Origin of the sequence: Coprococcus sp. TF11-13 (assembly GCF_003481085.1) — a bacterium.
Lineage (GTDB): Bacteria > Bacillota > Clostridia > Lachnospirales > Lachnospiraceae > Coprococcus > Coprococcus aceti.
In genome coordinates, this window is the sequence record NZ_QUKK01000008.1 from 60199 (window position 1) to 76947 (window position 16749).

At 44.2% G+C, this 16749-nt stretch carries 11 protein-coding genes and 1 other annotated feature; all 11 genes read left to right on the forward strand.

Annotation, left to right across the window (positions count from 1 at the left end; genetic code table 11):
* Positions 1 to 48 precede the first annotated feature (48 nt).
* The 11 genes from DXD11_RS12390 to tuf all read left to right on the forward strand — a co-directional run bounded on the left by DXD11_RS12390 (position 49) and on the right by tuf (position 16310).
* Positions 49 to 1014, forward strand: coding sequence for a glycoside hydrolase family 25 protein (locus DXD11_RS12390; protein WP_022216759.1), 966 nt, complete (start codon positions 49 to 51; stop codon positions 1012 to 1014).
* A gap of 82 nt (positions 1015 to 1096) precedes the next feature.
* On the forward strand, positions 1097 to 1630 hold the full coding sequence (locus DXD11_RS12395; protein ID WP_117549498.1) for an N-acetylmuramoyl-L-alanine amidase family protein: 534 nt from the start codon (positions 1097 to 1099) through the stop codon (positions 1628 to 1630).
* Between the two features lie 80 nt (positions 1631 to 1710).
* Positions 1711 to 1848 (forward strand) — a sequence feature (ribosomal protein L10 leader region).
* 36 nt (positions 1849 to 1884) lie between these two features.
* Entirely contained in the window at positions 1885 to 2373 is a 489-nt protein-coding gene (rplJ, locus tag DXD11_RS12400; RefSeq protein WP_015534197.1) for a 50S ribosomal protein L10, read from the forward strand.
* A gap of 166 nt (positions 2374 to 2539) precedes the next feature.
* Positions 2540 to 2908, forward strand: coding sequence for a 50S ribosomal protein L7/L12 (gene rplL / locus DXD11_RS12405; RefSeq protein WP_015534196.1), 369 nt, complete (start codon positions 2540 to 2542; stop codon positions 2906 to 2908).
* 287 nt (positions 2909 to 3195) lie between these two features.
* On the forward strand, positions 3196 to 7098 hold the full coding sequence (gene rpoB, locus DXD11_RS12410; protein WP_118758528.1) for a DNA-directed RNA polymerase subunit beta: 3903 nt from the start codon (positions 3196 to 3198) through the stop codon (positions 7096 to 7098).
* Positions 7099 to 7115: 17 nt separating this feature from the next.
* On the forward strand, positions 7116 to 10838 hold the full coding sequence (gene rpoC, locus DXD11_RS12415) for a DNA-directed RNA polymerase subunit beta' (protein ID WP_015534192.1): 3723 nt from the start codon (positions 7116 to 7118) through the stop codon (positions 10836 to 10838).
* A gap of 179 nt (positions 10839 to 11017) precedes the next feature.
* A complete protein-coding gene (locus DXD11_RS12420) occupies positions 11018 to 11560 on the forward strand; it encodes a hypothetical protein (RefSeq protein WP_015534191.1) in 543 nt (180 codons plus the stop codon).
* Between the two features lie 93 nt (positions 11561 to 11653).
* A complete protein-coding gene (gene rpsL, locus DXD11_RS12425; RefSeq protein ID WP_004850608.1) occupies positions 11654 to 12073 on the forward strand; it encodes a 30S ribosomal protein S12 in 420 nt (139 codons plus the stop codon).
* Between the two features lie 166 nt (positions 12074 to 12239).
* Entirely contained in the window at positions 12240 to 12710 is a 471-nt protein-coding gene (gene rpsG, locus DXD11_RS12430) for a 30S ribosomal protein S7 (RefSeq protein ID WP_004850607.1), read from the forward strand.
* A gap of 92 nt (positions 12711 to 12802) precedes the next feature.
* Positions 12803 to 14920 carry an elongation factor G gene (gene fusA, locus DXD11_RS12435; RefSeq protein ID WP_071849530.1) on the forward strand — a complete coding sequence of 706 codons (2118 nt, stop codon included), beginning with the start codon at positions 12803 to 12805 and terminating at the stop codon, positions 14918 to 14920.
* Between the two features lie 202 nt (positions 14921 to 15122).
* The gene (gene tuf / locus DXD11_RS12440) at positions 15123 to 16310 is read left to right on the forward strand and encodes an elongation factor Tu (RefSeq protein ID WP_004850603.1); all 1188 of its coding nucleotides are present in this window, start codon (positions 15123 to 15125) and stop codon (positions 16308 to 16310) included.
* Positions 16311 to 16749: the final 439 nt, after the last annotated feature.

Sequence of the window (16749 nt, forward strand, 5' to 3'; positions counted from 1 at the left end):
ATGCGGACTAAGGCGGACTAAGCTAAGAAGGAAGAGACAGGTAGAGATATGGACACACAACAGATAAAGAAATTTACCAGAAACTGGTGCATACTGGTTGGATCGGTATGTCTTATTGCTGGAATTGTTATAGGAATATTTATAGGAAGAGCGGGAGGATTTACCAACTCCAAGGCATCTCCGGGGCTTTCCTATGAATCGGGATATACGCTCGAGGATACGGAGATAACCAGTCTTATATATGACAATTACTGGAACTATATACCGACAGCGTACATCAATGTCGGAGAACTCGGCCCTGATGCGCTGCTGTACAAGATCAGCGACAAGGTGGAGAGAAACAATCTCGATGTTGAGAAGTTCTACACGGGCGACGATGGATATATGCATTACAGCGATGACAATATAAAGGACACACTGGTGGGTGTGGATCTGTCAACATTCCAGTCAGACATAGACTGGGAGACTCTGGCGAAGAACAAAGACATAGATTTTGTTATGCTCAGAGTGGGTTACAGAGGCTACACGCAGGGCGGACTGATGCTGGATTCAAGCTTTGAGGACAGCAAGGCGGCCGTCATCAAATACAAAATACCGACAGGGCTTTACTTCTTCACCCAGGCGATAACATATGACGAGGGTGTAGAGGAAGCGAATTTTGTCCTCAAACAGATAGGCAAGATGAACGTCAAGTATCCTATAGTTATCGACTCGGAGCTTATCGGCGACAGTGAGGCGAGAGGCGACAACGCATCGAATGATGAGAGAACGGATGGCATAGTCGGCTTCTGTGAGACGATAAAGGCGGCAGGCTACACGCCGATGATATATGCCAGCAGGAATATGTTCGCACAGTGCCTTGACATGGACAGACTCGGGGATTACGAGCTGTGGCTTGCACACTATGCAAATGTTCCTAATTTCCCATACAAATATACAGGATGGCAGTACACCGAGTCCGGAACCGTTGACGGTATATCCGGAGACGTGGATCTGGATCTCTGGTTCAAATAATAAACCTTGAATAAACGTGTTATCACAGCCCCGGTTGTTACATATTATAAATGGAATAAACAACCGGGGCTGGATGTTTTATATGGCAACAAAAATTATGATAGATGCCGGGCACGGCGGATATGACAACGGTGCATCGTATGAGGGCAGGCTTGAGAAAAACGATAACCTGAACCTGGCGCTGGCACTTGGGGATGAACTCACCCGCAGGGGATATGATGTGGTATACACCAGAACGGAGGATGTATACGATTCTCCGGTCCGCAAAGCACAGAAGGGAAATGAGAGCGGAGCAGATTATTTTATATCGCTTCACCGCAACTCTGCACCGGAGGCCAACAAGTACAGCGGAGTGCAGACCCTTGTCTACGATAAAAGCGGAGTGAAATACAATCTTGCACAGGAGATCAACAGCGAGCTTGAAAAGCTGGGCTTTCGAAATATAAATGTTGAGGAGAGGCCGGGGCTGGCGGTGCTGCGCCGGACTGAAATGCCCGCAGTGCTCATAGAAACAGGCTTTATCAACAACGATTACGACAATTACCTGTATGATTACAATTTTGAAGCCATAGCAGACGCAATAGCAAATGCTGTGGACGAGGCGATCGGCGCGTGAGTCTGGCAATAAACGGATCTGCAGCAGGCTGTGCAAAAAAATAAAAATAATTATTGACATTGTATTTGCGGTGTGTTACATTAAGCAACGATGAACTGCCGAAGACAGTAGGTGCCCCAGGGCGTAAGATGTTATATCACCTACCGAGGAAAGATATCGTTATTGAATTAACAATCTACTCTCAGGTCTTAGGGCTTTGAGAGTTTTTTTATATCTTGGAATGTGCAGTCATTAGTAAAATAAGGAGGCGCATTATGGCAAAGGTAGAGTTAAAGAAGCCAATAGTAGAAGAGATCAAGGCAAATCTTGAAGGCGCTGCTACTGCAGTAGTTGTAGACTATCGTGGTCTTACAGTTGAGCAGGATACACAGCTCCGTAAGAATTTAAGAGAAGCTGGTGTTGTATACAAGGTATACAAGAACACAATGGTTAACTTCGCTATCGAGGGAACAGAGTTCGAAGGCCTTAAGGGTTGTTTAGAGGGACCAACTGGTCTTGCAATCTGCAAGGATGACGCTACAGCGGCTGCAAGAGTTCTTGCAGACTTCGCAAAGAATGCCCCAGCTCTTGAGCTTAAGGGCGGCGTTGTAGAAGGTACATTCTACGATGCAGAAGGAATCCAGGTTATTGCAAAGATCCCTTCAAGAGACGCGCTTATTTCCAAGTTCCTTGGAAGTATCCAGTCACCTATCGCAAACTTCGCTCGTGTTATCAAGCAGATCGCAGAGCAGAAGGAGGCTTAATATTAAGCCTGATAGAACATCTGATGTATATATCGGCACTGCCGGGATCATATGCTGTCAGATATTCAACTGTCTATATCATGGACAAAGGGTATCCGCATGATACGAGAATGATGTGTGGATGCATTACAAAATAACAAATTATATTATATGGAGGAAAAACATAATGACAACTCAGGAAATTATTGAAGTAATCAAAGGTTTATCAGTATTAGAGTTAAACGACTTAGTTAAGGCTTGTGAAGAGGAGTTCGGCGTATCAGCAGCAGCAGGTGTTGTAGTTGCAGCAGCAGGTGCAGACGGTGCAGCAGCAGCCGAGGAGAAGGATTCATTCAACGTAGAGCTTACAGAGGTTGGTCCTAACAAGGTTAAGGTTATCAAGGTTGTTCGTGAGCTTACAGGCTTAGGTCTTAAGGAAGCTAAGGACGCTGTAGATGGTGCTCCAAAGGTAATCAAGGAGGACGCTACTAAGGAAGAGGCTGAGGAAGCTAAGACAAAGCTCGAGGCTGAGGGCGCTAAGGTTACATTAAAGTAATTTGATCCTTATTTTATTATCAGACTTTATTCGGCCTGGCGGAGATGGATCTCATCCCGCCGGGCCGGTTTTTCTATACATCTTTTCTCAATTAATAAAAAAATCTAAAAAAATTCCAAAATATAGTTGACAAATATTGCATTTGCTGTTAGGATAGTAAACTGTCACTATTATGGCTTCGTGTGCATACACATCATAATATGGTGATAAATGGCTTTAAAACACTTATTTAAACTAAGGTTTGTCTTAAAAAGCATAAAAATAAATTCCAAGGGGTGAATGTGTCGATGGAAAAGAACAGAATTAGTCCTGTCAAGTCTGGAAAAGGCTACAGAATGAGCTACGCTAAGCAGAAGGACGTCCTGGAGATGCCTAACTTCATAGAGGTTCAGAAGAATTCATACAACTGGTTCTTAACTGATGGTCTGAAGGAAGCATTCAGGGATATTTCTCCTATCACTGATTACTCTGGACAGTATAGTCTTGAGTTCGTAGATTTTCAGTTCTGTAAAGATGACTTGAAGTACAGTATCGAGGAATGCAAGGAGAGAGATGCAACATATGCGGCGCCTCTCAGAGTCAAGGTCAGACTCAGAGTCGGAGATGCTAAGGAGATGTCAGATCATGAGATATTCATGGGTGATCTTCCTCTTATGACAGAGACAGGAACATTCGTTATCAATGGTGCAGAGCGAGTTATAGTAAGCCAGTTAGTGCGTTCACCTGGTATTTACTATGATATAACACATGATAAGGTTGGTAAGAAGCTGTATGCATGTACAGTAATTCCTAACAGAGGTGCATGGCTGGAGTATGAGACAGATTCCAACGATGTATTCTATGTTCGTGTGGATAGAACCAGAAAGGTACCTGTGACTGTTCTTATCCGTGCACTTGGTCTTGGAACAGATCAGGAGATCATAGATTTATTTGGCGAGGAGCCAAAGATCATGGAGAGTCTTAACAAGGATCCTGCAAAGTCATATGCAGAGGGCGTGGTAGAGCTTTACAAGAAGATCAGACCGGACGAGCCTTCAGTAGTTGAGAATGCAGAGAGCCTTATTAATGCTATGTTCTTTGATGCGAGAAGATACGATCTTGCAAAGGTTGGACGTTACAAGTTCAACAAGAAGCTTGCTCTCAAGGCTCGTATAGCAGGACATGTCCTTGCTGAGGATGCTATCGATCCTAGCACAGGAGAGGTTATCGCTGAAGCTGGAACAACACTATCAGAGGAGCTTGCAGACACAATTCAGGATGCAGCAGTTCCTTATGTTATGATCCAGACAGAGGAGAGAAACGTTAAGGTTCTTTCTAATATGATGGTCAACATTGCCAACTATGTGGATTTTGATCCTGCTGAGCTTGGCATTGTGGAGAGAGTATATTATCCGGTTCTCGAGGGACTCCTCGAGGAGTATGGCGATGATACAGAGAAGCTCAAGGCTGCCATAGAGAGAGACATGTCAGACCTCGTACCAAAGCATATTACAAAGGAAGACATATTTGCTTCCATAAATTACAACATTCACCTCGAGTATGGCATTGGTAATGACGATGACATCGACCATCTGGGCAACAGACGTATCAGAGCGGTTGGAGAGCTTCTTCAGAACCAGTATAGAATCGGTCTTTCAAGACTTGAGAGAGTTGTAAGAGAGAGAATGACAACACAGGATGCTGAGTCTATCACACCTCAGTCCCTTATCAATATCAAGCCTGTAACGGCTGCTGTTAAGGAGTTCTTCGGAAGTTCACAGTTGTCACAGTTTATGGATCAGAATAACCCTCTGTCAGAGCTGACTCATAAGAGAAGACTTTCAGCCCTTGGCCCTGGTGGACTTTCACGAGACAGAGCCGGATTCGAGGTCCGAGATGTACACTATACACACTACGGTAGAATGTGTCCTATCGAGACCCCTGAGGGTCCTAACATCGGACTTATCAACTCACTGGCTACATATGCGCGTATCAACGAGTATGGTTTCGTTGAGGCTCCATATAGAAAGCTTGATAAGACAGATCCTTCTAACCCTGTTGTTACAGATGAGGTTGTTTACCTTACAGCAGACGAGGAGGACAGATACAGAGTAGTACAGGCTAATGAGCCTATAGATGAGAATGGACACTTTGTCAAGAACAATGTATCAGGAAGATTCAGAGCTGATACAACCGAGTTCCCTAAGTCAAAGGTTGATCTCATGGATGTATCACCTAAGATGGTATTCTCAGTTGCTACATCGATGATCCCATTCCTTCAGAACGATGATGCTAACCGTGCCCTCATGGGATCAAACATGCAGCGTCAGGCGGTTCCTCTTATGATGACAGAGTCAGCAGTGGTTGGAACAGGTATGGAGGCAAAGGCTGCTGTAGATTCAGGTGTCTGCGTCGTTGCCAAGAGAGACGGTGTTGTAGAATATTCAAACAGCACAGAGGTCTGTGTAAGAGCAGATGAGGATGGAACAAAGGATGTATATCACATCATCAAGTTTGCACGAAGCAACCAGGGTAACTGTATGAACCAGAGACCTATCGTGTTCAAGGGTGACCACGTAAAGGCTGGAGAGGTTATCGCAGATGGCCCTTCAACATCTGGCGGAGAGATCGCACTTGGTAAGAACCCACTGATCGGTTTCATGACATGGGAAGGTTACAACTACGAGGATGCGGTTCTTCTCAGCGAGAGACTTGTACAGGATGATGTATACACATCAATTCATATAGAGAAATACGAGTGTGAGGCTCGTGATACCAAGCTTGGTAAGGAGGAGATCACAAGAGATCTTGCAGGTCTGTCAAATGATGTCCTCAAGGATCTTGATGAGAATGGTATCATCAGAATCGGCGCAGAGGTTCGTGCCGGTGATATCCTCGTTGGAAAGGTTACTCCAAAGGGAGAGACTGAGCTGACAGCAGAGGAGAGACTTCTTCGTGCCATCTTCGGTGAGAAGGCAAGAGAGGTAAGAGATACATCACTGAAGGTTCCACACGGAGCATTCGGTATTGTTATAGATGCAAAGGTATTTACACGTGCTGATGGAGACGATCTTCCGGCAGGCGTAGACAAGAAGGTCAGAGTATATATAGCACAGAAGAGAAAGATCCAGGTCGGAGATAAGATGGCTGGTCGTCATGGTAACAAGGGTGTAGTTTCACGAGTGCTCCCTGTTGAGGATATGCCATTCCTTCCAAACGGACGTCCTCTTGATATCGTGCTTAACCCACTGGGCGTTCCTTCACGAATGAACATCGGACAGGTCCTCGAGATCCATCTCGGACTTGCTTCACAGGTTCTTGGATTCAAGGTATCCACTCCTGTATTCAATGGTGCTACAGAGTTTGACATCATGGATACACTGGAGATGGCCAATGACTATGCAAATGGTACATGGGAAGACTTCGAGGCTAAGTACAAGGATACAGTAAAGCCTGAGGTTATGGATTACCTCTACACGAACAGAGACCACAGAGCAGAGTGGAAGGGCGTGCCTATCAACAGAACAGGTAAGGTTCAGCTCCGTGATGGTAGAACAGGTGAGAACTTTGATGCCCCTGTAACTATCGGTTACATGCATTACCTCAAGCTGCACCATCTGGTTGATGATAAGATCCATGCTCGTTCAACCGGTCCGTACTCACTGGTAACACAGCAGCCACTGGGTGGTAAAGCTCAGTTTGGTGGACAGCGTTTCGGAGAGATGGAGGTTTGGGCTCTTGAGGCTTATGGTGCTTCATACACACTGCAGGAGATTCTGACAGTTAAGTCTGATGATGTTGTAGGACGTGTTAAGACATATGAGGCTATTATCAAGGGCGACAATATACCAGCACCTGGTGTGCCTGAGTCATTCAAGGTACTTCTCAAGGAGTTCCAGGCTCTCGGACTTGATGTAAGAGTCGTAAGAGAGGAAGAGGACGAGGAAGGCAACAAGAAGATGGTTGAAGTTGATCTCAGCGAGACCATGGAAGCTTATGATTACAACACAAGTATCAAGAGACTTCTCAGCGACAGATCATCAGACAGAGACGATGATATGGATGAGAGCGATGCACCTGAGGTGTTCAGAGGCGATGACGCAGATGAGCTTCAGGCAAGCGGATTCTCAGAGGTTGATGAGAACGGCGATATAAGTGATATGGAAGACCTCGGCGATTCAGATTATATGGATAATAATGAGGAAGAATAAGAAAGGAGCTTTGTAAGATGCCAGAATACAATGTAGACAATGCAGAACAGGAAAAGTCATTGAACTTTGACGCAATAAAAATCGGACTTGCATCTCCTGAAAAGATAAGAGAATGGTCACATGGTGAGGTAAAGCGCCCTGAGACTATCAACTATAGAACACTTAAGCCTGAGAAGGACGGTCTGTTCTGTGAGAGAATATTTGGACCACAGAAGGACTGGGAGTGTAATTGTGGTAAGTACAAGAAGATCAGATTCAAGGGAATCGTGTGTGATAAGTGTGGAGTTGAGGTAACAAAGTCCAACGTTCGTAGAGAGCGTATGGGACATATTGAGCTCGCTGCTCCTGTATCACATATATGGTACTTCAAGGGAATCCCTAGCCGTATGGGACTGATCCTTGATATATCACCAAGAGTGCTTGAGAAGGTACTGTACTTCTCATCATATATAGTAACAGATCCAAAGGATACTCCGCTTGCTTACAAGCAGATCCTCAACGAGCAGGAGTTCAGAGAGGCAGAGAAGGAGTATGGTTACGGTTCATTCGTTGCAGAGATGGGCGCAGAGGCTATACAGAAGCTTCTCAAGGCAATAGACCTTGATGCCGAGAGCGCAGAGCTTAAGAAAGAGCTTGAGACATGTAGCGGCCAGAAGCGTACAAGGATCATCAAGAGACTTGAGGTAATGGAGGCATTCAGAACATCAGAGAACAGACCTGAGTGGATGATCATGAATGTAATCCCTGTTATCCCACCAGATATCAGACCTATGGTACAGCTTGAAGGTGGAAGATTTGCAACATCAGACCTCAACGATCTGTACAGAAGAATCATCAACAGAAATAATCGTCTCCGCAGACTCCTTGATCTCGGTGCTCCTGAGATCATCGTGAGAAATGAGAAGAGAATGCTTCAGGAGGCAGTTGATGCACTTATAGATAACGGTAGACGTGGACGTGCGGTAACAGGCCCTGGTAACAGAGCACTGAAGTCACTTTCAGAGATGCTGAAAGGTAAGCAGGGACGTTTCCGTCAGAACCTTCTTGGTAAGCGAGTTGACTACTCAGGACGTTCAGTTATCGTAGTTGGACCAGAGCTTAAGATTTACCAGTGCGGTCTCCCTAAGGAGATGGCTATCGAGCTGTTCAAGCCATTTGTTATGAAGGAGCTTACAGCTACAGGTAAGGCGAACAATATCAAGCAGGCAAAGAAGATGGTAGAGAAGCTTGAGCCACAGGTTTGGGACATTCTTGAGGATGTCATCAAGGAGCATCCGGTTATGCTTAACCGTGCCCCTACACTTCACAGACTTGGAATCCAGGCATTTGAGCCAGTGCTTGTAGGCGGTAAGGCTATAAAGCTTCACCCACTCGTATGTACAGCCTTCAATGCCGATTTCGATGGAGATCAGATGGCTGTCCATCTTCCACTTACAGTAGAGGCACAGGCTGAGTGTAGATTCCTTCTGCTTTCACCTAACAACCTGCTGAAGCCATCAGATGGTGCGCCTGTTGCCGTTCCTTCACAGGATATGGTACTTGGTATCTACTATCTGACAATGGAAAAGGAAGGCGAGATCGGAGAGGGAAGATATTTTAAGTCCAAGAATGAGGCAATACTTGCATATGAGAATGGTGGAATTACACTTCACACCAAGATCCATGTAAGAAGAACCGGTGAGTTCGAGGGCGAGGAAGTTACAGGTGTTATCGATACAACACTTGGAAAGCTCCTCTTCAATGAGATCATTCCACAGGATCTCGGATATGTAGACAGAACTGTTCGTGAGAACGCTCTGAAGCTTGAGATAGATTTCCATGTAGGAAAGAAGCAGCTCAAGCCAATCCTTGACAAGTGTATCAATACACACGGTGCAACAAAGACTGCAGAGGTTCTTGATGATGTCAAGGCAATAGGATATAAGTATTCAACAAGAAGTGCTATATCAGTATCTATTTCAGATATGAAGGTGCCTGATGAGAAGAAGGATATCCTTGAGGATGCACAGAAGCTCGTTGACCAAATCACCAAGAAGTTCAGACGTGGTCTTGTATCAGACGAGGAGAGATATCAGGCAGTAGTTAAGATCTGGGAGAAGGCAGATAAGCATCTGCAGGATCTCCTGTTCGCAGGTCTTGATAAATATAACAATATATTCATGATGGCTGATTCTGGAGCCCGTGGTTCTAATCAGCAGATCAAGCAGCTTGCAGGTATGCGAGGACTGATGGCAGATACAACAGGTAAGACCATTGAGCTCCCAATCAAGTCTAACTTCCGAGAGGGACTTGACGTTCTGGAGTATTTCATTTCGGCGCATGGTGCTCGTAAGGGTCTGTCAGATACAGCTCTTCGTACAGCCGATTCAGGATACCTGACAAGACGACTTGTAGATGTATCACAGGATCTTATAATCAGAGAGCCTGATTGTAGTATAGGAAGAGATTCAATTCCGGGTATGGTCATTGAGGCCTTCAGAGAGGGCAAGGAAATGATCGAGGAGTTTCAGGAGAGAATCACAGGACGTTACCTTGCAGAGTCTGTATATGATGCAGAGGGCAACATGCTTGTCAAGATAAATCATATGGTAACTCCTAAGAGAGCTGAGCTCATTGTTAAGAAGGGTGTCGATGCCAACGGCGTTCCATTCACCGTTAAGGATGACGATGGAAACGAAGTTGTAAGATCAGATGCAAAGCTTAAGATCAGAACAGTCCTCACATGTAAGTCACACCTCGGTGTGTGCGCAAAGTGCTACGGTGCGAACATGGCAACAGGAATGCCTGTACAGGTTGGTGAGTCAGTTGGAATTATCGCTGCACAGTCAATCGGTGAGCCTGGTACACAGCTTACAATGAGAACATTCCATACAGGTGGTGTTGCCGGTGGCGATATCACACAGGGTCTTCCAAGAGTTGAGGAGCTTTTCGAGGCCAGAAAGCCAAAGGGACTTGCGATCATTGCAGAGTTTGGCGGAAAGGTACAGCTCCGTGACAACAAGAAGAAGAGAGAGGTTGTCATAACAAACGATGAGACAGGTGAGTCAAAGGCATATCTTATTCCTTATGGTTCACGTATCAGAGTTCTTGATGACCAGGTACTCGAGGCTGGTGATGAGCTTACAGAGGGATCAGTTAATCCACATGATATCCTTAAGATAAAGGGTGTTCGTGCAGTTCAGGATTACATGCTCCGTGAGGTTCAGAAGGTTTACAGACTTCAGGGTGTTGATATCAATGATAAGCACATTGAGATCATCGTAAGACAGATGCTTAAGAAGATCATAATTGATGAGCCGGGAGATTCAGATTATCTTCCAGGAACACAGGCAGATCTGCTTGAGTTTGAAGATACAAATGAGAAGCTTATCGCAGAGGGCAAGGAGCCTGCAACTGGAACACAGATAATGCTTGGTATAACAAAGGCATCACTTGCAACTGATTCATTTATGTCGGCTGCATCATTCCAGGAGACAACAAAGGTTCTTACAGATGCTGCGATCAAGAGTAAGGTTGATCCACTTATCGGACTTAAGGAAAACGTTATCATCGGAAAGCTTATACCTGCTGGTACAGGAATGAAGAGATATCGTTCAGTAAAGCTTGACACTGATATGGAAGAGCTTAACTTCTTTGATGAAGATGAGGATACAGATGATTACGAAGAGTTAGAGAATGTAAATTCAGAGGAGATCGTATTTGAGACCCTTGATACAGCCGGAGATGCTGACGAAGAGTAATCACTCATTTGATTGGATGTATATAAAAAAGTAGTGGCTGCGAAGCTGCTCGACATGAAGGATATAAGGGGAATCCGGGATATGTCAATTTCTCATAAAGGTATTCAGATATACCTGTGAGAAATAGAATATGCCGGATTTCTTTTTGGAAATATTTAGTAAGAAAGAAATGGAATAATATGGCTGCTGTAAAGAAAATCAATAAAGAAGGTATATTAGAAGCGGCGTATAACCTTGCCAGAAGAGAAGGAATTGCCGCAATAACAGCAAGAAAACTGGCAAAAGAGATTTCCTGTTCAACACAACCAATATATGAGAATTTTGTTGATATGGGAGCTGTTATAGAGATTACAACAGAGCGTATAAATGAGGTTTACGGTTCCCTGAAGACAAGTCTGTGTAAGAAAGAGAATGCGGATTATGTCAGCCAGACCACTATTGTCTGTGAGTTTGCAGACAGTGAGAGGGTGTTGTTCAGACAGCTCGTTGCAGACAATGACTCGGGACATGGACTGTTTAAGGATACCAGGACAGAGAAGATGTTAGTTGAGACACTTCACTGTGATGAGATTGTTGCAGATCAGATAAATGAGGAAATGCACAAATATATAATGGGACAGGCGTTTCTTGTAAATGAAGGTTATACAGAATTTGATCAAGCCAGACTGGCAATGGAAACAGAGAGAGTCTTTGAGTTCGTTAAGAAAATATTTGTCAAATAAATGCTTGACAGAGAAAATACTCGACTATATAATGATAAAGCATGCGTAAAAACATGCTTTATCATTTTTAATTTATATACAGGAGGTGAAAACATGCCAACATTTAACCAGTTAGTTAGAAAAGGAAGACAGACAGTAGAGAAGAAGTCAACTGCACCAGCTCTTCAGAGAAGTTTCAACTCACTTAAGAAGAAGCCAGTAGAGACAAGCTCACCACAGAAGAGAGGAGTTTGTACAGCAGTTAAGACAGCTACTCCTAAGAAGCCTAACTCAGCTCTTAGAAAGATCGCCAGAGTACGTCTTTCAAACGGAATCGAAGTAACAAGTTATATCCCAGGTGAGGGTCATAACCTTCAGGAGCATAGCGTTGTACTTATCCGTGGTGGAAGAGTAAAGGACTTACCTGGTACAAGATACCATATCATCAGAGGTACTCTTGATACAGCAGGTGTAGCAAAGAGACGTCAGGCTCGTTCAAAGTATGGTGCAAAGCGTCCTAAGGATGCAAAATAAAACATGCTAGAACACAATTCTAATTTGTGCTGGTAAGGTCATGTTTTTATATAGATAATAATTCAGATAGAAACAGTTAAGACAGATAACAGCACGAACACATTCCATAATTATAGAGAGAATGTGAGTACCGAAGATTTAATAAATAATTAAGGAGGGAAGAACCGTGCCACGTAAAGGACATATCGCAAAGAGAGACGTATTAGCGGATCCAATTTACAACAATAAGGTCGTTACAAAGCTTATCAACAACATTATGTTAGATGGTAAGAAGGGTGTAGCACAGAAGATCGTCTACGGTGCATTTGATCGTATCGCAGAAGAGACTGGTAAGCCTGCATTAGAGGTATTCGAAGAGGCTATGAACAACATCATGCCACTCCTCGAGGTTAAGGCTAGACGTATCGGTGGTGCAACATACCAGGTACCTATCGATGTAAGACCTGACAGAAGACAGGCTCTCGGACTTCGTTGGTTAACAGCTTTCTCACGTGCAAGAAGTGAGAAGACTATGGAAGAAAGACTTGCGAAGGAGATCATGGATGCAGCTAACAACACAGGTGCATCTGTAAAGAGAAAAGAAGACATGCACAAGATGGCAGAGGCAAACAAGGCATTCGCTCACTACAGATTCTAATTGTCTGTGTGAGAATGCATTTGTATGCATGCTTATGTGTATATGGGACACAATAGATGTGTTACGAAAAATAGCAAAAGGAGGACAATCCGTTGGCTGGAAGAGAATATCCATTGGACAGAACAAGAAACATTGGTATTATGGCTCATATCGATGCCGGTAAGACAACTCTTACAGAGCGTATCTTATACTATACTGGTGTTAACTATAAGATTGGTGATACTCATGACGGTACAGCTACCATGGACTGGATGGAGCAGGAGCAGGAGAGAGGTATAACAATTACTTCAGCTGCTACAACATGCCATTGGACACTTGAGGATCATCACAAACCAAAGGCTGGCGCGTTAGAGCACAGAATCAACATCATCGATACTCCGGGACACGTTGACTTCACTGTTGAGGTTGAGCGTTCACTTCGTGTACTTGACGGAGCTGTAGGTGTATTCGATGCTAAGGCTGGTGTAGAGCCTCAGTCAGAGAACGTATGGCGTCAGGCTGACACATACAATGTACCTCGTATGGCATTCATCAACAAGATGGATAAAATGGGTGCAGACTTTTTCTACTCAGTTCAGACAATCATTGATCGTCTGGGCAAGAATGCAATTCCAGTACAGATCCCTATCGGAAAAGAGTCAGACTTCATCGGTCTGATCGATCTGTTCGAGATGGAAGCATACTACTACAAAGATGATAAGGGCGAGGACATCGAGATCACAACTATCCCTGATGACCTTAAGGAGCTTGCAGACAAGTGGCATGAGAACCTTGTCGAGAAGATCTGCGAGTTAGATGACGACTTAATGATGATGTACCTTGAGGGCGAGGAGCCATCAATCGATGAGATGAAGAAGGTTCTTCGTAGAGCAACTATCGCATGTGAGGCAGTTCCTGTATTCCTTGGTTCAGCTTACAAGAACAAGGGTGTTCAGAAGATGCTTGACGGTGTTATCGAGTACATGCCAGCACCAACAGATATCCCTGATATCACAGGTGTTGATCCAGACGGTAACGAGGTTGTTCGTCATTCATCAGATGATGAGCCATTCTCAGCTCTTGCATTCAAGATCATGACAGATCCATTCGTTGGAAAGCTTGCATTCTTCAGAGTTTACTCAGGTACACTGAACTCAGGTTCATATGTACTGAATGCAACAAAGGATAAGAAGGAGCGTGTAGGACGTATCGTACAGATGCATGCCAACGCTCGTAAAGAGATTGATAAGGTTTACTCAGGAGATATCGCAGCTGCTGTAGGTTTCAAGCTTACAACTACAGGTGACACAATCTGTGATGAGCAGCATCCAGTTATCCTTGAGTCAATGGAGTTCCCAGAGCCAGTTATCGAGCTTGCTATCGAGCCTAAGACCAAGAATGATCAGGGTAAGATGGGTGAGGCACTCGCAAAGCTTGCTGAGGAGGATCCTACATTCAAGGCTCATACAGACAAAGAGACAGGACAGACAATCATTGCTGGAATGGGTGAGCTTCACCTTGAGGTTATCGTTGATCGTCTTCTCCGTGAGTTCAAGGTTGAGGCAAACGTTGGTGCACCTCAGGTTGCTTACAAGGAGACATTCACAAAGCCAGTTGATATCGACAGCAAGTATGCTAAGCAGTCAGGTGGTCGTGGACAGTACGGTCATTGTAAGGTTAAGTTCGAGCCTATGGATCCTAACGGTGAGGAGACATTCAAGTTCGAGTCAACAGTTGTCGGTGGTGCTATTCCTAAGGAGTACATCCCAGCAGTTGGAGAGGGTATCGAAGAGGCAGCTAAGGCTGGTATCCTTGGTGGCTACCCAGTACTTGGTGTTTATGCTAACGTATACGATGGATCATACCATGAGGTCGATTCATCAGAGATGGCATTCCACATCGCTGGTTCTATGGCATTCAAGGAGGCTATGGCTAAGGCTGACCCAGTTCTTCTTGAGCCTATCATGAAGGTTGAGGTTACAATGCCTGAGGAGTACCTCGGTGATGTAATCGGAAGCTTAAATGCTAAGAGAGGCCAGATCGAGGGTATGGATGATATCGGCGGTGGTAAGATCGTCAGAGCATTCGTTCCACTTGCAGAGATGTTCGGATACTCAACAGAGCTTCGTTCATCAACACAGGGTCGTGGTAACTACTCAATGTTCTTTGAGAAGTACGCTCAGTGTCCAAAGAGCATTCAGGAGAAGGTTATCGCAGAGCATTCTAAGTAAGATATTTGACGAAAGACATTTTCCTAGTCTTTCAGGTCATATAAATAAAAAATTATATATGCTGGCAGGTTAAAGATTACATATCGTTAGCCTGCTGGTATAAAGAGATAAAAAATGGTTGAAAATCTCTAGTATTTTCTATATAATGATTTTTAGCCGAGTAACCCGCGTGGGGTATAATTTTTAAGGAGGATTTTATATCATGGCAAAGGAAAAGTTTAATAGAAGTAAGCCACATTGTAACATCGGTACAATCGGACACGTAGATCACGGTAAGACTACTCTTACAGCTGCTATCACAAAGGTTCTTTCAGAGAGAGTTGCTGGTAACACAGCTACAGATTTCGAGAACATTGATAAGGCTCCAGAGGAGAGAGAAAGAGGTATCACTATCTCTACAGCTCACGTTGAGTACGAGACAGAGAAGAGACATTACGCACACGTTGACTGTCCAGGACATGCTGACTACGTTAAGAACATGATCACTGGTGCAGCTCAGATGGATGGTGCTATCCTTGTTGTTGCTGCTACTGATGGTGTTATGGCTCAGACAAAGGAGCATATCCTTCTTTCACGTCAGGTTGGTGTTCCTTACATCGTTGTATTCCTTAACAAGTGTGATATGGTAGACGATGAGGAGCTTATCGAGCTCGTTGAGATGGAAGTTACAGAGCAGCTTGAGGAGTACGGATTCAATGATTGTCCTATCGTTAAGGGTTCAGCTCTTAAGGCTCTTGAGGATCCAATGGGACCTTGGGGAGACAAGATCATGGAGCTTATGGATACAATTGATTCATATATTCCAGATCCACAGAGAGATACAGATAAGCCATTCATCATGCCTGTAGAGGACGTATTCACAATCACAGGTCGTGGTACAGTTGCTACTGGTAGAGTAGAGGCTGGTGTAATTCACCTCAATGATGAAGTTGAGATCGTTGGTATCAAGCCAGAGATCCAGAAGACAACAGTAACAGGTATCGAGATGTTCAGAAAGCTCCTTGACGAAGGTCAGGCTGGTGATAACATCGGTGCCCTTCTTCGTGGTATCAAGAGAGAGGATATCGTAAGAGGACAGGTTCTTTGTAAGCCAGGTTCAATTACATGTCATACAAAGTTCACAGCACAGGTTTACGTTCTGACAAAGGACGAGGGTGGTCGTCATACACCATTCTTCAACAACTATCGTCCACAGTTCTACTTCAGAACAACAGACGTTACAGGTGTATGTAACCTTCCAGCTGGTACAGAGATGTGCATGCCTGGTGATAACGTAGAGATGACAATCGAGCTCATCCACCCAATCGCTATGAGCCAGGGTCTTACATTCGCTATCCGTGAAGGTGGTAGAACTGTAGGTTCAGGAAGAGTTGCAACTATCATCGAGTAATCGCTGATAAACCGCATAAATAAAGGATTTTCAGACCTTCGAGGGTTCGCCCTCGGAGGTCTTTTTTTTCTGCTTAAAAATGGGTTTTGACCCTATTTTGACCCTAATTTAGAGCAAAAAATGAGCTTTGACCCGACAAATGACATAAAAATCTCAGAGGGAAGATCTAAGGATAGGAGATTTGCAGATAGGATATTAAGGGTACAGGGGATAAAATACTTTGACATACACGTAGATGCGTGTTAATGTGAATACAGAAAAAGGTGCTACCGATAGACGGTTAGCACCCATGTCCCGATTGTAGCATCCTGTAATTATGAGGGCAACACGGAAAAGTTGAAAACGTCGAAAAATAAAAATAAAAAACGTTATAGAAACTTTTGATATGTACCCAGAATCCTGGACACATATTTATGAACTAGGCTGAACACATGGATGC

Excerpts from the sequence above, each read along its gene's own strand:
- DXD11_RS12390 (WP_022216759.1), top strand. The coding sequence starts at position 49 with ATGGACACACAACAGATAAAGAAATTTACCAGAAACTGGTGCATACTG.
- DXD11_RS12395 (WP_117549498.1), top strand. The coding sequence starts at position 1,097 with ATGGCAACAAAAATTATGATAGATGCCGGGCACGGCGGATATGACAAC.
- rplJ (WP_015534197.1), top strand. The coding sequence starts at position 1,885 with ATGGCAAAGGTAGAGTTAAAGAAGCCAATAGTAGAAGAGATCAAGGCA.
- rplL (WP_015534196.1), top strand. The coding sequence starts at position 2,540 with ATGACAACTCAGGAAATTATTGAAGTAATCAAAGGTTTATCAGTATTA.
- rpoB (WP_118758528.1), top strand. The coding sequence starts at position 3,196 with ATGGAAAAGAACAGAATTAGTCCTGTCAAGTCTGGAAAAGGCTACAGA.
- rpoC (WP_015534192.1), top strand. The coding sequence starts at position 7,116 with ATGCCAGAATACAATGTAGACAATGCAGAACAGGAAAAGTCATTGAAC.
- DXD11_RS12420 (WP_015534191.1), top strand. The coding sequence starts at position 11,018 with ATGGCTGCTGTAAAGAAAATCAATAAAGAAGGTATATTAGAAGCGGCG.
- rpsL (WP_004850608.1), top strand. The coding sequence starts at position 11,654 with ATGCCAACATTTAACCAGTTAGTTAGAAAAGGAAGACAGACAGTAGAG.
- tuf (WP_004850603.1), top strand. The coding sequence starts at position 15,123 with ATGGCAAAGGAAAAGTTTAATAGAAGTAAGCCACATTGTAACATCGGT.